20 protein-coding genes are annotated in these 21,487 nt (G+C 30.9%); 3 read left to right on the forward strand and 17 right to left on the reverse strand.

Translation table 11 applies throughout. The features are described 5' to 3' along the window. Positions 1-71 precede the first annotated feature (71 nt). A complete protein-coding gene (asnS, locus tag Q4586_RS07420) occupies positions 72-1,505 on the reverse strand; it encodes an asparagine--tRNA ligase (RefSeq protein WP_068702769.1) in 1,434 nt (477 codons plus the stop codon). Positions 1,506-1,622: 117 nt separating this feature from the next. Here asnS and Q4586_RS07425 point away from each other — a divergent pair, with 117 nt between their 5' ends. Then, complete coding sequence (locus Q4586_RS07425; protein WP_068702770.1) at positions 1,623-2,687, forward strand: hypothetical protein; 1,065 nt, start codon at positions 1,623-1,625, stop codon at positions 2,685-2,687. Positions 2,688-2,691: 4 nt separating this feature from the next. On the opposite strand, the gene Q4586_RS07430 is transcribed toward Q4586_RS07425, so the two are convergent. The 10 genes from Q4586_RS07430 to Q4586_RS07475 all read right to left on the reverse strand — a co-directional run bounded on the left by Q4586_RS07430 (position 2,692) and on the right by Q4586_RS07475 (position 13,370). Beyond that, entirely contained in the window at positions 2,692-3,429 is a 738-nt protein-coding gene (locus tag Q4586_RS07430) for a LuxR C-terminal-related transcriptional regulator (RefSeq protein ID WP_068702771.1), read from the reverse strand. Between the two features lie 237 nt (positions 3,430-3,666). After that, positions 3,667-6,033 (reverse strand): efflux RND transporter permease subunit, encoded by a 2,367-nt coding sequence (locus Q4586_RS07435; RefSeq protein ID WP_303527925.1) that lies wholly within the window; start codon positions 6,031-6,033, stop codon positions 3,667-3,669. Between the two features lie 93 nt (positions 6,034-6,126). Beyond that, positions 6,127-6,681, reverse strand: coding sequence for a ribosome recycling factor (frr, locus tag Q4586_RS07440; protein WP_068702774.1), 555 nt, complete (start codon positions 6,679-6,681; stop codon positions 6,127-6,129). Positions 6,682-6,727: 46 nt separating this feature from the next. Next, positions 6,728-7,435, reverse strand: a complete 708-nt coding sequence (gene pyrH, locus Q4586_RS07445; protein ID WP_068702775.1) for a UMP kinase — start codon at positions 7,433-7,435, stop codon at positions 6,728-6,730. 111 nt (positions 7,436-7,546) lie between these two features. Continuing rightward, positions 7,547-8,515 (reverse strand): translation elongation factor Ts, encoded by a 969-nt coding sequence (gene tsf / locus Q4586_RS07450; protein ID WP_068702776.1) that lies wholly within the window; start codon positions 8,513-8,515, stop codon positions 7,547-7,549. An 82-nt stretch (positions 8,516-8,597) separates the two neighbouring features. Beyond that, positions 8,598-9,368: a 30S ribosomal protein S2 gene (rpsB, locus tag Q4586_RS07455; protein WP_068702777.1), complete on the reverse strand. Its 771-nt coding sequence runs from the start codon at positions 9,366-9,368 to the stop codon at positions 8,598-8,600. A gap of 152 nt (positions 9,369-9,520) precedes the next feature. Then, positions 9,521-9,907 (reverse strand): 30S ribosomal protein S9, encoded by a 387-nt coding sequence (rpsI, locus tag Q4586_RS07460; RefSeq protein WP_068702778.1) that lies wholly within the window; start codon positions 9,905-9,907, stop codon positions 9,521-9,523. After that, positions 9,907-10,362, reverse strand: a complete 456-nt coding sequence (rplM, locus tag Q4586_RS07465; RefSeq protein WP_068702780.1) for a 50S ribosomal protein L13 — start codon at positions 10,360-10,362, stop codon at positions 9,907-9,909. The genes rpsI and rplM overlap by 1 nt, the downstream gene beginning before the upstream one ends. 100 nt (positions 10,363-10,462) lie before the next feature. Further along, complete coding sequence (locus Q4586_RS07470; protein WP_303527934.1) at positions 10,463-12,286, reverse strand: LTA synthase family protein; 1,824 nt, start codon at positions 12,284-12,286, stop codon at positions 10,463-10,465. Between the two features lie 235 nt (positions 12,287-12,521). Further along, entirely contained in the window at positions 12,522-13,370 is an 849-nt protein-coding gene (locus Q4586_RS07475; RefSeq protein ID WP_303527936.1) for an OmpA/MotB family protein, read from the reverse strand. A 130-nt stretch (positions 13,371-13,500) separates the two neighbouring features. On the opposite strand from Q4586_RS07475, the gene Q4586_RS07480 reads away from it, so the two are divergent. Then, positions 13,501-14,469, forward strand: coding sequence for an FAD:protein FMN transferase (locus Q4586_RS07480; protein ID WP_303527938.1), 969 nt, complete (start codon positions 13,501-13,503; stop codon positions 14,467-14,469). On the opposite strand, the gene Q4586_RS07485 is transcribed toward Q4586_RS07480, so the two are convergent. From Q4586_RS07485 to Q4586_RS07510, 6 genes are all read right to left on the reverse strand, one after another. After that, positions 14,466-15,236: a class I SAM-dependent methyltransferase gene (locus tag Q4586_RS07485; RefSeq protein WP_303527941.1), complete on the reverse strand. Its 771-nt coding sequence runs from the start codon at positions 15,234-15,236 to the stop codon at positions 14,466-14,468. The two genes, Q4586_RS07480 and Q4586_RS07485, sit on opposite strands and share 4 nt — an antisense overlap. A gap of 13 nt (positions 15,237-15,249) precedes the next feature. Continuing rightward, on the reverse strand, positions 15,250-15,639 hold the full coding sequence (locus Q4586_RS07490; protein ID WP_068702788.1) for a GxxExxY protein: 390 nt from the start codon (positions 15,637-15,639) through the stop codon (positions 15,250-15,252). 17 nt (positions 15,640-15,656) lie between these two features. Further along, complete coding sequence (map, locus tag Q4586_RS07495) at positions 15,657-16,469, reverse strand: type I methionyl aminopeptidase (protein WP_303527946.1); 813 nt, start codon at positions 16,467-16,469, stop codon at positions 15,657-15,659. Positions 16,470-16,498: 29 nt separating this feature from the next. Beyond that, positions 16,499-17,035 (reverse strand): TlpA family protein disulfide reductase, encoded by a 537-nt coding sequence (locus tag Q4586_RS07500; protein WP_245662314.1) that lies wholly within the window; start codon positions 17,033-17,035, stop codon positions 16,499-16,501. A gap of 6 nt (positions 17,036-17,041) precedes the next feature. Next, the gene (gene gpmI / locus Q4586_RS07505; RefSeq protein WP_303527949.1) at positions 17,042-18,559 is read right to left on the reverse strand and encodes a 2,3-bisphosphoglycerate-independent phosphoglycerate mutase; all 1,518 of its coding nucleotides are present in this window, start codon (positions 18,557-18,559) and stop codon (positions 17,042-17,044) included. A 286-nt stretch (positions 18,560-18,845) separates the two neighbouring features. After that, positions 18,846-19,619 (reverse strand): M48 family metalloprotease, encoded by a 774-nt coding sequence (locus tag Q4586_RS07510; RefSeq protein ID WP_303527952.1) that lies wholly within the window; start codon positions 19,617-19,619, stop codon positions 18,846-18,848. A 110-nt stretch (positions 19,620-19,729) separates the two neighbouring features. Here Q4586_RS07510 and Q4586_RS07515 point away from each other — a divergent pair, with 110 nt between their 5' ends. Continuing rightward, positions 19,730-21,472, forward strand: a complete 1,743-nt coding sequence (locus Q4586_RS07515; RefSeq protein WP_303527955.1) for an aromatic amino acid hydroxylase — start codon at positions 19,730-19,732, stop codon at positions 21,470-21,472. Positions 21,473-21,487 lie beyond the last annotated feature (15 nt).

Here is a 21,487-nt window from a genome sequence, read left to right on the forward strand (position 1 = left end):
ATGAAATAGGTTAAAAAGAAATCGCCATTCTGTGAGGAATGACGATTGTAGTATATAATTTTATGATTTTTTTAAAACTCTGCGTTTTGAGGTGTTCTTGGAAACGGAATTACATCACGTATATTTCCCATTCCTGTCGTAAATAAAACCAAACGTTCAAAACCTAAACCGAAACCAGAATGCACTGCTGTACCAAATTTACGGGTATCTAAATACCACCATAATTCTTCTTCTTCAATATTAAGTTCGGCCATTTTAGTTTTTAAAACATCTAAACGTTCTTCTCTTTGGCTTCCTCCAACCATTTCACCGATTCCTGGAAATAAAACATCCATTGCGCGTACTGTTTTACCATCGTCGTTTAAACGCATGTAAAATGCCTTGATAGTTGCTGGGTAATCGAATAAAATAACAGGACATTTAAAGTGCTTTTCTACTAAATAACGTTCATGTTCAGATTGTAAATCTACTCCCCATTCGTTTACTGGAAATTGGAATTTTTTCTTTTTGTTAGGTTTTGAATTACGTAAAATATCAATGGCCTCGGTATATGAAACACGTTTAAAATTATTGTTTACTACAAAGTTTAATTTTTCTAGTAAACTCATGTCACTACGCTGCGCTTGTGGTTTTGATTTTTCTTCTTGTGTTAAACGATTGTCTAAAAATGCTAAATCGTCTTTACAGTTTTCTAAAACATAACCTAAAACAGACTTGATAAAATCTTCGGATAAATCCATATTTGCATCTAAATCATTAAATGCAACCTCAGGTTCAATCATCCAAAATTCAGCTAAATGACGTGTTGTGTTTGAGTTTTCGGCTCTAAAAGTAGGGCCAAAAGTATATACTTTACCAAGTGCCATTGCATAAGTTTCGGCTTCTAATTGACCAGAAACAGTTAAGTTAGTCTCTTTACCAAAAAAATCTTGGGTATAATCTATATTACCTTCTTCGTTTACTGGTGCTTTGTTTGCATCAAAATTAGTTACATGAAACATTTCTCCAGCTCCTTCAGCATCAGAACCTGTAATGATAGGTGTGTTAACGTAGTTAAATCCGTTTTCTTGAAAGTATTTATGTACTGCAAAAGATAAAGCAGAACGTACTCTCATTACCGCACTAAAAGTATTGGTTCTAATACGTAAATGTGCATTTTCTCTTAAAAATTCTAAACTGTGTTTTTTAGGCTGAATAGGGTATTCATCTGGATTAGAATCTCCTAATATTTCTAATTTTGTAACTTTAATCTCTACAGTTTGTCCTTTACCTTCACTTTCAATTAAAGTACCGGTAATGCTTACAGCAGCACTTGTAGTTATTCTTTTTAAAAGTTCTTCATTGGTGTTTTCAAAATCTACAACACATTGAATATTATTAATGGTTGAACCGTCATTTAAGGCAATAAAACGATTGCTTCTAAAAGTTCTAACCCATCCTTTAACATGTACTTCTTGTAAAAATTTATTAGAATGTAATAATTCTTTAACGCTACTTCTTTTCATCTTTTAAAAATTGAGAAGCAAAGATACTTTTTTGAACTAAAACAATCAATGTAGATTATAATTGATTTTTAATAAGTTTTTTTTAAAAGTGATGTATTTTTACAGTTATACTTTATAATGATGCGTAAAATTAATAAGAAAACTATTTTTAATCAGTTTAAAAAAGATTTAATAGGGAAAGATTCTCATAGAGGAGTTACCTTAACTTATTCGTGGTTAGCAAATCAATTTGGGCATATTGCACTGGGTTTTGTTCCTTCTTTTATTTTACATGATAATATTAATCATATAAAAACTTATCAAAATCCTGTTGTTGCTAGTGCAATAGTAACTTTTTTTTGGTTTTTATTTGAGTTGTATAATTTTTTAGGGCCATTATTAACTAAAAAAAAATCATTAAATAATCATTTTTTTATTCCAAATAACAAGAGGTATGTTTTTAATCCGAAATGGTTAAATATAGCTTATGATACAATTACCGATGTTGCTTTTTTTAGTTTTGGAGCCTTTTTGTACAGTTTTTACATAAATGGATTACAAGATAAAATTACAATAGTTGCAATAATTTTGCTTTTTTTATACTTGTTAAGAGCTTCTAGTTATTGGTATTTAACTAAAATGTATCAACATTATGCAAATTATCCATTTCAATTTCGATTGAGTCAATGGAATTTTACTATAAATGATGAAGGAAAAAAAGAGGTTTTTAATTTTATAGAAGCTAATGATTCAGGAAATCATTTGTTAATTTTTGGTTCACAGTTTTGTGGAAAAACAAGTTTAGGGGTTGGTGTTTTAAATGAATTATCGATTAAACATAAAATATGTTTGTATACCAGTGCAATGAAATTATTTAGCCTTTTTTTTATTGAAGAAAACACAAAATTAGATATCCATAGAATATGGTCGTGGAAAGAAAGTAATTATCTTGTCATAGATGATGTAAACCCAGGTAAACCTATTGATGAAGAGTTGGTAAATCCTAAAAAAATATTGCAGTTTTTAGATCCTACAGCATCTGGTAAAATGAATGAGGAGTACTGTAAAATAATAGCAAATAAAAATGTTATTTGGATTTTAGGTAATGACTATAACTTGAATCAAGACGATGAATGGACACAAATGTTAGTTAAAATAGGGGTTGATGCTCTTAAGATTAAAAAAATAAATTTAGTTCATTAAATTATTATAAAATATGATTTGTGTATGCAAAACTTATTAAATGGGGTAAACTTTTTACTTTAAATCGTTTGTATAAAGGAATAATTCGTTTTTCAATTGCAGATTGACTTACGTTTAATTTATAAGCAATTTCCTTAAAAGCCAATCCTTCAGCAGCTAAACTAAGAGCCTCTTTTTCTTTTCTTGAAATAGCAAAATGATTAAATAATTCTTTATTTAATGTTTCTTCAAAATCAGAAGTGTCGGGGCCATAAGCGGCATATTGCATAACATTACTATGTTTGAGCGATTTTATAACTTGAGAAACTCCGATAATTTCTTCAACGTTACCATTTGCCGATTTAAAAACACCAACTCTTGAAAATAAAGGAATAATTTCTCCATTCTGATTTATTTTTTCAAGTTCAAGTGTAAAGCTATATTTTTCTAATTCTTCGTTTTTTGTTTTCAAAAATTGAAGTGCCTTGTCGTTAAGTTCATTAGAAAATTGAAAGTGTCTTGGTGAAGTACAACTTACTATTTTAAGCATAGTTATTTCTTCATCTTTATACCCTAACAGTTCCTCCCATCCATGCGCATATAACATTTTGTTTTCTTTAAAAGAATAAATATATAATGCTTCACCAACAAATTTAGGAATAGTTGCTTTATAAAAATTATAAGTTTCAGTGGTTATATCTAATGGAATATCAGAAACTCTTTCCTTGGTGTATTTTCCAATATTATTTTGTGTTGTACTCATAAAATTACATAAACTGCGTAAAAACACAGTTGTCTAAATATTAAATTGAATGTACATTTGTAGTGTACTTTAAGGGATTAAAAAGTAAAAATATGCAACAATAGTAGGTATATTTTTAGAAAATAAAAAATTAGTTATGAAAAACTATATTAAAGTATATGAAAAAGAATGTAAAAAGGGTTAGCAACTGCTAACCCTTTTTTGTATTTTATCAATTAAAGAATATTTTTATAAGCTTTAATATTCTTCTTCTTTTGGGGGTAGTATTTTAAAATTTGTTTCTTTTAATACTTTTTTATTTGCTATTTTCTTTTCAAAAGATAGTAAAAGCGATGGTAATAATAATAGATTAGATACCATTGCTAATAACAAGGTTACAGATACTAAGCCTCCTAAAGCAATTGTACCCCCAAAGCTAGAAAGTGTAAATACTAAAAAGCCAAAAAATAATACAATTGAAGTATAAAACATGCTTACACCAGTTTCTTGAAGAGCTGAATAAACAGCGGGTTTAACTTTCCAATTATTGGCAAGTAATTCTTGTCTGTATTTTGCTAAAAAATGAATTGTATCATCAACAGAAATACCAAAAGCAATACTAAACACTAAAATTGTAGATGGTTTTATAGGAATACTAAAAAAGCCCATTAATCCTGCAGTAATTAGTAAAGGTAGCATGTTAGGTATTAATGATATAAAAATCATTTTGTAGGAACGGAACATCCATGCCATAAAAATTGAAATTAATAAAATAGCAAGTGATAATGAAATAACTAAATTTTTAATAAGATAATTGGTTCCTTTTAAAAACACTAAAGCTTTACCTGTCATGGAAACCTTAAATTTTTCTTCAGGAAATTGTTTTTTAATAACTGCATTTAACCGCTCCTGAATAATATCCATTTTATCTGTACCCACATCTTTCATAAAAGTGGTAATACGTGCATAACGGCCCGTGCTGTCAACAAAGTTTTTTAACATACCAGAGTTGCTGTCCGAGTTTTTAGTGTATGCAAAAATGTGTGCTTTTTCTTGACTTGTAGGTAATTGGTAATACTTAGGATTACCTTTGTAATAAGCCTGTTTAGAGTATTTAACTAAGTTTGTAATAGAAATAGGCTTTGATAATTCAGGAAAAGTTTCAATTGTTTCATTAAGTTTTTCCATCTTTTTTAAAGTAGAAAGTTTCATAACACCTTTCTCTTTTTTGGTGTCAATCAATATTTCTAGAGGCATTATTCCACCAAATTCAGTTTCAAAAAACTTAATATCTTTATAAAACTGCATTCCCTTAGGCATATCTTCTATCAAGCTACCAGATACTCGAATTTGAAAAAGGCCAATCATACTTAATATAATTACAACTACGGTAGTAATATAAACTGAAATTCGTTGGTTTTTTACCATACGTTCCATCCATGAAACTACATTTCCCATCCACTTTTTTTCTAAGTGATTTAGATGCTTTTTTTCAGGTAATGGCATGAAACTATAAATAATCGGAATTATTAATAAGGCTAAAATAAATATGCTTACAATGTTTACAGATGCTAAAACACCAAACTCTCTAAGTAATTGACTTTTAACAAAAACAAAGGTTGCAAAACCAGATGCAGTGGTAATATTTGTCATCAAAGTGGCGTTACCAATTTTTGAAATTACACGTTGTAAAGATTTTGCTTGATTACCATGTTTTTTTATTTCCTGTTGATATTTATTAATTAAAAACACAGCATTAGGTACTCCAATAACAATAATTAAAGGCGGAATTAAGGCGGATAAAACTGTAATTTCATATCTAAATAGCCCAATAAAACCAAAAGCCCAAATAACTCCAATACCAACAACTAATAATGTAATAAAGGTTGCTCGGAATGAACGGAAAAAGAAAAAGAAGATAATGGCAGTAATTCCTAAGGCACCAAATACGAAAAGACTCATTTCATCAATAATGTTTTGAGAATTTATAGTTCGTATATAAGGCATTCCAGAAATGCGAACATCAATTTGATATTCTTTTTCAAACTCTTCTACATTAGGAAGTAGCACATCTGCAACAAAATCTCTTCGTTCAGGGGTGTTTACAATATCTTTATCTATATATATTGCTGTTTGTATGGTTCCTTCTCCATTATAAAGCAAATTGTCGTAAAAAGGTAATTTTTCAAATAATTGTTTTTTGATTTTTGTTACTTCTTCATTTGTAACAGGTGCTTTATTAAATAAAGGTTCAAGCACAAATTTACGTTCCTTTCTATCAGCTTTTAATTGTTTAACATCTGCAATTGATAAGGTGAAATCTACTTGTTTTACACTATCAATTTTTTTTACAAGTTTGTTCCAAGCATTAAATTTTGATGGAGTGAAAATTGTTGAGTCTTTAACTCCTAGAATTACTAGATTGCCTTCTTCTCCAAAAATTTCTAAAAACTTATCATATTGTATGTTAGCTTCATGGTCTTTGGGCAGTAAATTGGCTTCAGTATATGAAAAACGCATATACTTCATTTGAGTAACTAAAAGTCCTGTAATAACAGCTATAGCTATTAAAACTAAATATCTATTTCTTAATATAAATCCTGCGATTTTAGTCCAAAAAGTCATTCAAATATTTTTTGTAAAGTTATGGTAAATGAAACAATTAAACGAAAAAAAAGAGTGTCGTAAAACACTCTTTTTTATGTTTTTGAAATATACTTAAACAGTCATTATTTCTTTTTCTTTTACAGAAAGTTTTTCGTCAATGTTTTTAATAAATGTATCAGTTAATTTTTGAACATCAGCTTCAGCATTTTTTTTCAAATCATCAGAAAGATCTGTTTTTTTTATTTCGTTATTAGCATCTTTACGAGCGTTACGAATACCTACTTTAGCATGTTCAGCTTCACCTTTTGCTTGTTTTGCTAATTCTTTACGACGCTCTTCAGTTAAAGCAGGTACATTAATAATAATATTATCACCATTATTCATTGGGTTAAATCCTAAATTAGCAAGCATAATAGCTTTTTCAATTTCTTGCAACATGTTTTTTTCCCATGGCTGAACTGTTATTGTTCGAGCATCAGCAGTACTTACGTTAGCAACCTGACCTAATGGAGTTGCAGCTCCATAATAATCTACTTGTACATTCGCTAACATTGCTGGTGATGCCTTACCAGCTCTAATTGCACGTAATTCTTTTATTAAATGCTCTATTGCGTTATTCATTGCCTCTTTGGCCGAATCTAAAATAAAATCAATTTCTTCGTTCATTTTGTTCGTATTTATTACTTCTAATAATGGTAGAAGTTATTTTTTGTTATTTATCAACTATGGTACCTATTTGTTCTCCAGAAACCAACTTTAGTAGGTTACCTCCTTTGTTCATGTCAAAAACGATAATAGGAAGTTTGTTTTCTTCACTTAAAGTAAAAGCAGTCATGTCCATTACTTTTAAACCTTTATCAATAACATCTTTAAAAGTAATTGTTTCGTATTTTATAGCGTTTTCATCTTTTTCAGGATCTACATTGTAAATACCATCGACTCTAGTTCCTTTTAAGATTGCATCTGCATTTACTTCAATGGCTCTTAGTACAGCAGCAGTATCTGTTGTAAAATAAGGGTTTCCTGTTCCTCCACCAAAAATAACAACACGTCCTTTTTCTAAATGACGATTTGCACGACGTTTAATATATGGTTCTGCAATTTCTTTAATTTCGATAGCAGTTTGTAAGCGAGTATGAATTCCTTCATCTTCCAAAGCGCTTTGTAAAGCTAAACCATTGATACAGGTTGCTAACATTCCCATATGGTCTCCCTGTACACGATCCATACCATTACTAGCACCAGCAACACCTCTAAAAATATTACCACCACCAATAACAATGGCAACTTGAATACCTTTGTCAATTACTTGTTTAATTTCTTGTGCGTATTCTTTAAGTCTTTTAGGATCGATACCATATTGGCGATTTCCCATTAACGCTTCTCCACTTAATTTTAAAAGGATTCTCTTGTATTGCATAATTTTTTTGAAAGTTATGCAAAACTACGTATTTTTTTTGAGTTTGAATTTTGATAAAATAAAAAACCATCCAAAATATGGATGGTTTTAAATATATAAGACTGTTTTGAATTATCCTAAAGTAACTCTTACGAAGTTTTTAACTTCTACATCACCAAATGAAGAAACATATTCTTCAACAGTTTTCTTTTCGTCTTTAATAAACTTTTGATCTAATAAACATTGTTCTTGATCTAAAGTTGTGTTATCAGAAATAAATCTTTCCATTTTTCCTGGTAAGATTTTATCCCAAATTTGCTCTGGTTTTCCTTCTGCTTTTAATTGCTCTTTAGCAGCTTCTTCAGCTTTAGCTAAAGCATCGTCAGTTAATTGTAATCTAGATACGTATTGAGGAACGTTTTTTAACGTTTTACCTAAACGAACTAATTCTTCATTATCTTTTACGATTGCAGCAATTCTTGCTTCAGTTTCAGATGCTACATAAGCAGGATCAAAACCTTTGTAAGATAAAGAAGTTGCACCCATAGAGGCAGCTTGCATAGCTAAATCTTTTGTTAATTCAGCAGCTTTATCTATTGAAGCAGATAAACCAACCATAGCAGCAATTTTACCAACGTGTGTATAAGAACCTACGTAAGGAGCTTCAAGTCTTTCGAAAGAAGTAATATCGATTTTTTCACCGATAACTCCTGTTTGTTCGATTAGTTTTTCAGCAACAGTAACACCACCAAAATCGGCAGCTAAAAATTCTTCTTTAGTTTTAGTATTAAAAGCAATAGCAACAAATTGAGCAGCTAATTCTTTAAAAGAATCGTTTTTAGATACGAAATCTGTTTCACATGCTAATACAATAGCAACACCGTAAGTGTTGTCATCACTAATTTTAGTAATAGCTACACCTTCAGTAGATTCTCTATCTGCTCTTTTAGCAGCGATTTTCTGTCCTTTTTTACGTAAAACTTCAACAGCTTTATCAAAATTTCCTTCTGCTTCTACTAATGCATTTTTACAATCCATCATACCAGCTCCGGTACTTTCTCTTAATTTTTTTACGTCTGCAGCGCTAATTTTTACTGACATTTCTATCGTTATTTTAAGTTGTAAATATTTTTTTTAATAAAATTTAAAGGCTTCAAGTTATATTGAAGCCTTTAAAGGTAAATTATTTTGCTTCTTCTTTAGCTGGTGCTTCAGTAGTAGCTGCTTCTGATTTAGCAGGAGCTTTTTCAACTTTTGCTTTTTCTTTGTCAGCTTTTCTTTCAGTTAAGCCTTCATTGATTGCATCTGTGATGTATGATAATACTTTATCGATAGATTTTGAAGCATCATCATTTGCAGGGATTACGTAATCTACTGGTCTAGGATCAGAGTTCGTATCAACCATTGCAAAAATTGGAATGTTTAATTTTTGAGCTTCTGCAATAGCAATATGCTCTTTTTTTACATCAATTACAAATAAAGCGGCAGGTAAACGAGTCATATCAGAAATAGAACCTAAATTCTTTTCTAATTTTGCTCTCTGACGGTTAATTTGTAATTTTTCTCTTTTTGATAATGCATCAAAAGAACCATCTTGCTTCATTCTATCAATGTGAGCCATTTTTTTAACAGCCTTACGAATAGTAACGAAATTTGTTAACATACCTCCTGGCCAACGCTCAGTAATGTATGGCATGTTTACATTTTCAGCTCTTTCAGCAACGATATCTTTAGCTTGCTTTTTAGTTGCAACGAATAAGATTTTACGTCCAGAGTTTGCTATTTTTTGTAAAGCTAAAGCTGCTTCATCAATTTTAGCTGATGTTTTATACAAATCGATGATGTGAACACCATTACGCTCAGTATAAATGTATGGAGCCATGTTAGGGTTCCATTTTCTAGTTAAGTGACCGAAGTGCACTCCACTTTCTAATAATTCTTGAATGTTTGCCATTTTAATAAAATGTGTTTACGTTCTGTTTTCACAATATTTCAGTAGTTATATTAAGTCTGAAATATTTAGATACTAAACTGTTAAAAATTAATTTGTAACAGTCTCTTTTTGAAAATACACAACCAAAGCTTTTTGTAAAGCAGTGATAAATATTAACGCTTAGAGAACTGAAATTTCTTACGTGCTTTCTTCTGACCGAATTTCTTACGTTCAACCATTCTAGGATCACGAGTTAATAAACCTTCTGGTTTTAATACTGCTTTGTACTCTTCGTTAATAGCTACTAATGCTCTAGTAATTGCTAAACGAATAGCTTCTGCTTGACCAGTAACACCACCACCAAAAACATTTACTTTAATGTCATAAGACTCTAAGTTCTCAGTTAACATTAAAGGTTGCTTTACTTTATATTGTAAAGTAGGTGTTGTTAAATAGTTGTTTAAATCTTTTTTGTTAACAGTGATATTTCCACTTCCTTGAGAAACGTAAACACGTGCAACAGCTGTTTTTCTTCTACCTATTTTGTGTACAGTTTCCATTATTTAAGATCGTTAAGGTTAATAAGTTTAGGGTTTTGAGCAGTTTGTTGGTGCTCAGTACCTGCGTATGCATACAAGTTTTTGTATAATACACTACCTAATTTATTTTTAGGTAACATTCCTTTTACTGCTTTTTCGATTAATCTTGTAGGATCTTTTTCGAACATTTCTGTAGCAGTTAATGATCTTTGACCTCCTGGATATCCTGTGTGACGGATGTAAGACTTGTCAGTCCACTTTTTACCAGTTAAGTTAATTTTGTCTGCGTTGATCACAACCACGTTATCTCCACAATCTACGTGAGGAGTGTAATTTGGTTTGTATTTACCTCTAATTAGCATTGCTATTTTAGAAGCTAGACGACCCAACGTTTGCCCGTCCGCATCAACTAAAACCCACTCTTTGTTAACAGTGTTTTTGTTTGCTGATACCGTTTTGTAACTTAATGTGTTCATAATTACACGATTAGTTTTTGTTTATTAATAAAAAATTTTATCCTTAAAAAAGGTCTGCAAATGTACAACTAATTATTTGGTATACAAATAGCTAATAAGTTTAATTTGTAGCTTTTAATTTTCCGTTTTTAAAGAGGTCAAAGGCAGATTGATAGTAAGATATTGTTTCGTTTAAAAATAGCGAATCTGTTTCGGTTATTGTTATTTCGTTTTCCTCTTTATCCCAATGGTAAGATTTATGTTGTTTGTTGGTTTCTAATAAGAGTAGTTTTCCTTTTTTTAATAAGCCTACTTTTCTATGATTTCCTATAAAAGCACGTTCATCATTTATTTGCATTTTGTTGATGTCTTTACCATAAAGTGCTGTTTTGTATGACCAATTTAAGTATCCAAAAAGTGTTGGAAAAATGTCTATTTGCGAACTTAATTTGGTTACTTTTTTAGGTTCTTGATTTTGCAAATTTAAAATGAAAGCAGGTATATGGTGGTTTTCTACATTTATTTCGGTTCTACCAGCACTAAAGCCACAATGGTCAGACATGATTACAAATACGGTGTTCTTATACCATGATTTTGTTTTTGCTTTTTCTAAAAATTCACGTAAGCTTTTGTCTAGGTATTTGATAGATCCTACTACACTTGTGCCTGAAGGGGTGTCAACAACATTGTCTGGGTAGGTGTAAGGTTTGTGGTTAGAACTTGTCATAACAAAACTAAAAAAAGGTTGTTTTTTTTCTGCTTTTTCATCAGTAACCTTTAATACTTTGTTAAATAAATCTTGATCACAAACTGCCCAAGCATTTTCAAAAGTCATTTCATCATCTTCAATACGTGTTCTTTTTGTAGGTAAATCTTCTTGTAATCGATGTTTTTTTCTTCTATCAACAATATCAAATCCGTTGTAACTAAAGTAGTTTGTCATATTGTCAAAATGACCGTCACCTCCATAAAAAAAAGTTCTACTATATCCTTTTTGTTTAAAAATTTCGCCAATAGTAGCTAGGTTATCGTTGTTTTCTCTTTTTACGATACTTCTTCCTGGTGTTGGTGGAATGGCTAAACTGATGGCTTCAATTCCACGAATAGTTCTGGTTCCAGTTGCATATAAGTTTGTGAAAAAAATAGATGCTTTAGCAAGCGAATCTAATGTTGGAGTCCAGTTTTTTTTACTTGTAAAGCTTTTCATAAAACGTGCATTAACGCTTTCTAAACCTATAAAAATTACATTAGGTTTTAATTCGGTGCTATCATTTTTTGTATGTCGATAAATATTATTTTTTGATAACAAACTATCGTTAATTGCTTTTATGTTTTTAGCCAGTAGTTTGTATGTTTTTTCTTTAGGAAGTGTAGCATAAAAATCGTTATAGTTTAATTCATTACTTTTATAAGCTGCAAAAAATGAATACAGACCTGATTTGGCTAACTCATTTTCATTAATATTTGAAAAAATTTCAGCTTTGTTATTAGTGTTGTAGTTGTGGCATAATAAAAAACTACTTATAATAAGTAAACAAGGTGTTAATTTAGCATTAAAAGAGTCAGAATTGTTAAAAGTATCTTTGTATGCGTTCTTTTTTGATGCGTATCGAATACTAAGAATAAGTATAAAAACAATAATACCAATTAATAAAGGTAATGGGAAAGATTGATGAATGTTTTCAACAACTTCATAGGTATATAAAAGATAATCAACCGCAATAAAATTATAACGTCTTTGGTATTCTTGCCAAAAAGGAATTTCGGCTAAAAATGAAAAAATAAAAACGAATAAAAAGAGTCCGTAAGAAAATTTGGTAACAATTTTATCAATAATACTTCCGTGAAATCTTGCAGGGATTATTAATAAATAAATGGCATAAATGCTTAATAGATATAATAAAGTATTGAGGTCAAAAAATAAACCAACTAAAAAAATTTTCAAAAAATTGATTATCGAAAAATCAAAATAGTTAACTGCTAAAATGTATAAAACACATCGTATAATAAAAGCAAAAAGTAATACGGTTAAACTAAATGTTTTTAAGAGTTGAAATCTTTTAGGTAAAAGAATGCTTTGCATAGTATGTTTGATTATAAACAACAAAGAACGTTCCTTTTTTTGAAAAAAAAAAGACTACTTAAACAAGTAGTCTTTTTTAATGTTTTTAAGAATGATGTTACTCTGCTTTTTGCTCTAACAATTCAAAAAATTGATTTAAACGAGGGAGAATAATAATTTTAGTTCTTCTGTTTTTTGCTTTATTAGCAGGAGTATCATTGGCAACCAAAGGAGAAAAGCTACCTCTACCAGCTGCAATTAACCTACTAGGCGCTACTTTGTGTTTGTTTTGTAGTTCGCGAACGATTGATGTTGCTCGTAAAACACTTAATCCCCAATTGTCTTTCAAGGCAGATCCTTTGGAAACAGGAGTGTTGTCTGTATGTCCTTCAATCATAACATCCATTTCTGGCTGTCCGTTTACAACAGTAGCAACTTTAGCTAACACTTTAGAGGCTTTGTCAGAGATATTATAACTACCACTTTTAAATAATAATTTATCAGAAATAGAGATAAAAACTACTGTTTTTTCAACATTTACAGTGATATCTTCATCGTTAATTCCATCTTGTAACTCTTTCTTTAAGTGAAAAGCAACTACTAAGTTTAAAGAATCTTTTTTAGATGCAGCAGCTCTAATTTTATTAATGTATTTGTCTTTTTTGCTTAACTGAGTTAGTGTTTCTTTAATGTTGTCATTGGCTCCTTTTGTTAAAACTGTTAAGTTTTCAACCTGTTGTAGCGTATTTTTTTTATCAGCTTTCAAATCACCTACCGAGGCTTGTAGCGTAGAAACTTTATCTTCACAACTTTCTTTTTCAACCAAGCACTTAGTTAAATTTGCTTTTACAGTTAATAATTCTTCTTTTGTTTTTTCATGTTTTGTTTTTAAAGCATCTAACTCTTTCGTAGAAGCACAAGATGCTAATAGGATAGAAGCTGTAAGGAATAAGAAAATTTTTTTCATCTTATATTGTTTTTTACAATGTTATTAATGTAATTGTAAAACAAAGTTATAAAAATGAAGCTACAAAAAAGATAATTAACAATCTTTTATGATGTGATAATAAATTATTTTTGCCAATAAATTTTTAAAGATGATTAAAAAGATATTTTATTTTGCGGTTTTAATTGTGTCTCTTTCTTGCAAAAATGAGTCAAGAATTTCAGAAACTAAATTAGAAGGTTTTGTTTTCGGAACTACCTATCACATTACTTATGTAGATAAAGTTGATTATCAACAATCAATAGATAGCTTGTTTACTTTGGTAAATAAATCGCTCTCAACTTATATGCCTACTTCTGATATTTCTAAAATAAACAAAGGGGATTCAACAATTGTTGTTGATGATATGTTTATAGAAGTTTTTAGCAAGGCAAAAAGAATTTATGAAGAAACGGATGGATATTTTGATCCTACGATTGGTAGGTTAATTGATGCTTATGGATTTGGTTCAGGGAAATCAAAAAAAGAGCTATCTAAAGATGAAATTGACTCATTAATGAAAGATGTTGGTTTTGACAAGGTGAGATTGGAAAATAGAAGGGTTTATAGAGATAATCCGAATATTGAATTTAATGTCAATGCTTTTGCTAAAGGATATGGAGTTGATGTTATTGGGCGGTTTTTAGAAAGTAAAAACATATCAAATTATCTTGTTGAGATTGGTGGAGAAATTAGAGCAAGAGGTAAAAAACAAGGAAAGTTATGGAGGGTAGCTATTGAAGAGCCAAATACTGACGGAACAAGATCGGTTCAAAAAATAATTGAATTAGATAATCAATCTATGGCAACTTCAGGAAATTATAGAAAGTATAAGGTAAGCGACGAGGGGAAAAAAATAGTACATACTGTAAATGCAAAAACAGGGTTGGCCGAAGAAAGTAATTTACTAAGTGTATCAGTTAAGTTAAAAGGAGATTGTGCTGATGTAGATGCCTACGCAACTGCTTTTTTGGCAATGGGATTAGAGCGAACAAAGCAATTTTTGGTAACACATCCTGAGTTAAAAGTGGTGTTGTTGTATAATGATAAAAATAATGAATTAATGGAGTTTGTGAATTAACTCTTAAAACACACGGGCAAAATTTCGCCTTTCATTAAAGCAAATCGTTCTAGTTTTTCTGGGGCGATTTTTTTTGTGAAGTCAACTTCATCAACTTTAAAGCCAATAGAGCGAAGTTTATCGAAATAATCACGTCCGTATACGCGAACATGATCGTACTGGCCAAATATTTCGGCACGTTCTTTACGATCGGTGATAGTGTCATCTTCAAAAGAAATTTCTCTATTTAAGTCTTGCGGAATTTGAAAAATACCAAAGCCACCAGTATTTAATACGCGATAGAGTTCTTGCATTGCTTTGGTGTCATTAGGAATATGTTCTAGCACATGATTGCAAAAAACAACATCAAACTCATTGTCTTTAAAAGGTAAGTCGCAAATATCAGCCTTTACATCAGCAATTGGTGATTCTAAATCTGAAGTAATATACTTTAAGTTTTTTTGTTTCCTAAAAATGTCTAGAAAGCATTGTTCAGGTGCAATATGTAAAACTTTTAATTTTTTATCCAAAGAAAAAAAATCGGTTTCATTTTGTAAGTATAACCAAAGTAAACGATGTCTTTCTAATGATAGTGTAGAAGGAGAAAGTGCATTTTCTCGTTGTATACCATAACCATAAGGTAAAAATTTACGAAATGATTTACCATCAATAGGATCGGTAAAATTATCACCTTTTAACCACCATGTAATTATTGGACGAACCCAATAGCTAGCTTTAATTAATAAAGGTCTTGGAATGGTGTTTAATATGGATTTAAAAAAAGACACAGATTTCTCGAATTTACACTAACTTATTTAAAATTACCCTTTTATATTTAAGGCTATCTTCGCCAAAATTTATAAGTAGCCCTAAGTTTAATTTAGAGGTAGCTAAATAATTTAATGTTTGTTTTATATGACTAGAATTTAATTCTTTTATAGCTTTAACCTCTAAGATGATTTTATCATATATTACAAAATCAGCAAAATAAAAATGAGGAATTATTTTGTCTTTATATGTAATATTAAACTTAACCTCTCTTTTGTAAGGAATATTTTGGGATGTAAACTCTATTTCTAAAGCATCTCCATATACTACCTCATTAAATCCTTTTCCTAACACTTTGTGAACTTCCATACAACAACCAATAATCTTATAGGCTTCATCTTTGTATAAAAGGTTATTATTCATAGTTTAATTTGTGCTAATTAGAGTAATTCGCGTCTAAACTCATCCTCTTCATTGCTTTCAATACCTAAAGCATCATAAATATATTTAAAGGTAGATAATAATTCAGGTTTACCGTTAATAATAGCAACATCGTGCTCAAAATGAGCAGAAGGTTTACCGTCTAAAGTTGTAATTGTCCAACCATCATTATGTTGTAGTATTTTGTGAGTTCCTAGGTTTGTCATAGGTTCAATGGCAACAACCATCCCTTCAATAAACTTTTTACCACGACCTCTGCGTCCATAATTTGGCATTTCAGGATCTTCGTGCATTACGCGTCCTAAACCATGACCAACCAATTCACGAACAACTCCGTAACCATGTTTTTCGGTGAAATTTTGAATAGCAAAACCAACATCACCAACGCGATTACCAACTTTAAGCTCACGAATTCCTTCGTATAAACTTTGTTTAGTAACGTCTAGTAACTTCTGTGTTTCAGTAGCAATTTCACCTACTGCAAAAGTATACGCATGATCGCCATAAAAATCATTTTTAATAGCACCACAATCAATAGAAATAATATCACCTTCTTGTAAAGGGGTTTTGTTAGGAATTCCGTGTACTACTTGTGAGTTCGGGCTCATACAAAGTGTGTTCGGAAAATCATACAATCCTAAAAAACCAGGAATAGCTCCTTGTTCACGAATAAAATCTTCAGCTAACTTGTCAAGTTGTAAAGTACTAACTCCAGGTTTTACCTCTTTAGCAAGCATACCTAAGGTTTTTGATACTACTAAGGCACTTTCGCGCATGATTTCTATTTCTTCTCTAGTTTTTGCTTTGATCATCTTAAAAATATTGAGGCGCAAATTTACGGTTATTTTTGATACGGATGTGTATATGGTTTACCAGAAACTATTTTTAAAATATCTTCTTCAATTGAGCTTCCATCAACAGGGTGTTCTACAAAACGACCAATTTCTTTTCCGTCTTTATAAAAGATAAAAGTTGGAACTCTAACTACATTAAATCCTTTTTCTAACCCGTTAGCCTTTTTTTTACGATTAACTGTTACCAACTCAAGGTTTCGGTAATTAAAATTTGATTGATCTAATAATTTATAAAAATTAGGAATTTCTCTTTGGCTATCGCCACACCAAGTTCCCATAAAACCTTTAATAGTTACCTCTTTTAAATAGGATTTTAATTGAGTAATAGTATTTTTATCTGTTTCATAATAGCTGTAAAAATCATTAAACCATTCAGAAGCATAAGGTTCTTGCTGAAAATCTTTTTTTGTAGCAATACCAACTAAATTACCGTCTTTGTCTTTTACTGCTGGCTTTTTTTGTTGGATTTTTGCACAAGAAGTAATCAATATGGCAATTAAAATATAAGTGATTTTTTTCATCATTTGTTTTTAAATAAGTGAGTTTTGAGTCATTTCTTTAGGTTGCTCTACATTCATTAGTCGTAAAATAGTTGGAGCAATATCACCTAAAACACCATTTTTTATCGATTTTAATTCTTTGTCAATTAAAATCATAGGAACCGGATTTGTAGTATGCGCGGTATGTGGTGTTCCGTCAGGATTCATCATTGTTTCACAATTACCATGATCGGCAATTAATATAGTTGTATAATCATTTTCTAAAGCGGTTGTTACAACATCTTTAACACAATTATCAACAGTTTCACATGCTTTAACGGCAGCTTCAAAAACACCAGTATGACCAACCATATCGCCATTAGCAAAGTTTAAGCAAACAAAATCAACCGCTCCTTCTTTTAATTCAGGAACTATGGCATCGCGAATTTCATAAGCGCTCATTTCGGGTTTTAAATCGTAAGTAGCAACTTTTGGAGATGGACAAAGTAATCTTTTTTCACCATTAAATTCTTGTTCTCTTCCGCCAGAAAAGAAAAATGTTACATGTGGATATTTTTCAGTTTCGGCAATTCTAATTTGAGTTTTTCCAGCCGTTTCTAAAACTTCGCCTAAGGTATTTTCAATATTATTACTGTTGTAAATTACGTTGATGTTTTTAAAAGTTTCATCATAATTTGTCATGGTAACAAAATATAATGGAACCTTTTTCATATTAAATTCAGGGAAGTCTTTTTGACTTAAAGCTTCTGTTAATTCACGGCCTCTATCGGTTCTAAAATTAAAAAAAATAACCACATCATCTTCCTTAATTGTTGTTTTTGGGTGCTCATTTTCATCAACCATAATAATAGGTTTAATAAACTCATCGGTAACAGTTGCATCATAGTTTTCTTGAATACTTTTTATAGCATCTGTTGAAAAAGTTCCTTTACCATTTATCAAAGCATCGTAGGCTAATTGCACACGTTCCCAACGATTATCACGATCCATAGCATAATAACGACCTGTAATTGAAGCCAATTCCCCAGTCGTTTTTTGCATGTGTTCCTGAATATTATTAATAAAATATTTTCCTGATTTCGGATCACAATCTCTACCATCAGTAAAGGCATGTAAAAAAACATTCGACAAACCAAAATCATCAGCAGCGCTAAGTAATCCTTTTAAATGATTGATGTGTGAGTGAATACCACCATTAGAAACCAATCCTAAAAAATGAACGTTTTTGTTGTTTTTTTTAGCGTATTCAAAAGCGTTTAATAATTCAGTTTCTTGTGCTAAGGTGCCATTTTTAACAGCTTTGTTAATTTTAGCCAAATTTTGATATACAATTCTACCCGCACCTAAATTCATGTGTCCAACTTCCGAATTTCCCATTTGTCCTTCAGGTAAACCAACGTGTTCACCGTCGGTTCGCAACTCGGCATGCGGAAATTTATCGTATAACGAATTTATAAAAGGAGTTTTGGCGTTGTATATGGCAGATACTTTAGGGTCTTGGGTAATTCCCCAACCATCTAATATCATTAAAATTACTTTCTTGTTCATTTGTTGTGTGTTAAAAAACAAAAGTAAGAAAGATTTTTTCTTGATTTTTAAAAAATAACGAAATCGATTGTTTGTTGTAAATGATGTGAAGCTGTTTCCCGCTTTCCGTACTCGCTTTTTTTAAGAAAAATAAAAAAGAGCTCAAACAAATGCTTCAATCGGGGCTAGGCTTATTTGTTGGTTGTAGTTTTAAATTAAGGAATTTTGTGTTTTTAATTTATCAAAAAGACCTCACAGGTTTTTAAAACCTGTGAGGTCTAAATTTTCATTATATTATTTACAGCAACTACCCTTTATATTTACGAATAGCCTCTTTTATTTTTTCAATTCTATTTTCAGGATCGGGGTGTGTGCTTTGAAATTCAGGAGTTCTATTAGGCCCAGCGGCTTGTTTTAAAATTTCCATTACGCCAATTAAACTTTCAGGGTTGTAGCCTGCATCAATCATTAATTTTACGCCTAAATCATCACTTTCCAATTCGTCACTTCTCCCATACTTCATGTTAATTACATTGGCGATAGATGCCATGCCTTGTGCTGTGTTAGGATCAAAACCAACAGCAGCGCCTGAGAGTATTCCTTGCGTTAAATCTTGCTTAGCCATACGAGCTGCCGAATGTCTACCAATAACATGCCCAATTTCATGCCCTAAAACACCAGCTAGTTGATCTTCGTTTTTTAATTTAGAAAACAATGCAAAAGTGATAAATACTTGTCCGCCAGGTAGGGCAAAAGCATTAATGGTTCGTTCATCTTTTAATAAATGAAAGTCAAAAGGATATCCAGAGTTTTTGGCAATGCTGTTTCTAAGTAATTTTTCGCCAACCCGATCTACCAAGTCTTGGTATTTTTGACTCGGATATAAGCCACCATGTTGTTGTGCCATTTGCGGCGCACTACTTAAACCAATCGCAATTTCTTGCTTTGGCGATATAGAAATATGTTGTGTTTTACCAGTATACGGATTCGTTTCAGAACTAGCACAGTATTTAAATAAAGCAAACAGTGCAATGGCAGCACCAATTAAAAGTCTAACTTTTAAATTTCCGCGATTTCTCATAGTTTTTAATTTTGACGATAAAGTAAATGTACAAAATATATAATTTAACGAATATCGATTTTTTGTGAACTATAAAAAACTTAAATTTACCAAGCAAAATAAACAACAATATGGAATCTCATTTTGAGCTAAATGAAATCACAAAGAAATTACCAAAACACTTACATAAATTTGTAGTAAAACAACCGTATCATGAATACACAGCGCAAAATCAAGCGGTTTGGCGTTATGTAATGCGTATGAATGTTGATTATTTAAGTAAAGTTGCACACGCTTCCTATTTAAAAGGCTTAGAAAAAACAGGAGTTTCGGTTGAAACGATTCCTTATATGGAAGGGATGAACCGTATTTTAAAAGAAATCGGTTGGGCAGCAGTTTCAGTTGATGGCTTTATTCCGCCAAATGCATTTATGGAGTTTCAAGCCTATAATGTTTTGGTAATTGCTTCTGATATGCGAACTATAAATCATATCGAATATACTCCAGCACCAGATATTATTCATGAAGCTGCAGGACATGCACCAATTATTGCTAATCCTGAGTATTCTGAATATTTACGTCGTTTTGGTGAAATAGGATCAAAAGCAATTTCGTCATCAAAAGATTACGAAATGTATGAAGCAATACGACTATTATCTATTTTAAAAGAAAATCCGAATTCAACTGAAAAAGAAATAAACGAAGCGCAAAAAAAGGTAGAGTGGTTGCAAGATAATATGGGTGAATTATCTGAAATGGCGCAAATAAGAAATTTACATTGGTGGACGGTTGAATATGGATTAATAGGAACACTTGATGATCCTAAAATATACGGCGCTGGTTTATTGTCATCTATTGGTGAAAGTAAATGGTGTATGCAAAATGAAGTTAAAAAAGTGCCATATTCTATTGAAGCTGCAAATGTAAGTTTTGATATTACTAAGCCACAGCCACAGTTGTTTGTAACACCAGATTTTGCCTATTTAAGCCTGGTGTTAAATGAGTTTGCAAACACCATGGCGCTTAGAACAGGAGGCTTAAAAGGTGTTGAAAAATTAATCGATTCTAAAAATTTAGGAACTGTCGAATTAAGTACTGGAGTTCAAGTTTCAGGAATATTTACAAACGTAATTGAAGATACTAAAGGAAAAGTAGCATACATACAAACTACAGGGCCAACAGCTTTAGCAAATAGAGACAAAGAGTTAATAGGGCATGGAATTAGATACCATGCAGAAGGTTTTGGTAGTCCGGTAGGAAGGCTAAAAGGAATTAATTTGCCTATTGAAGATATGAGCCCGCGTGACTTAAAAGCTTATGGTATTTATGAAGGTGAAGAATTAACATTAGAGTTTGAAAGCGGAGTTGTGGTTAAAGGAAAAGTAATTACAGGAACTCGTGATTTAAGAGGTAAAATTTTAATTATTTCCTTTAAAAACTGTACCGTAACTTATAAAGAGCAAGTGTTGTTTCAGCCTGAATGGGGAATTTATGATATGGCAATAGGGAAAGAATTAGTATCGGCTTACTCTGGGCCAGCAGATGTTGAGTCTTTTCAAGATTTAGGAAAAGTATCTGAAACAAAAACACATAAAATCGAATATACTCCTTCGCAAAAAGAACTGTATAGTTTATATGAAGAGGTTAGAAAGATGAGAGATATTGATGAGGTTTCTGAAAATAAACTTGATGATATTTTTAAAAAATTAAAGAATAATTTTAATGAAGATTGGTTGTTGTCTTTAGAATTGTATGAATTAGCTTTAAAAAATAATTTTACAATACAAACAGTACTTAAAGAACATTTAGAAAACTTAAAGAGTAACAAGAGTTACAAAAATTTAATTGAAAACGGATTACATTTGTTGTCTTAATAGGCATAAAACAAA

Origin of the sequence: Tenacibaculum soleae (assembly GCF_030549005.1) — a bacterium.
GTDB classification, from domain to species: Bacteria; Bacteroidota; Bacteroidia; order Flavobacteriales; family Flavobacteriaceae; genus Polaribacter; species Polaribacter soleae.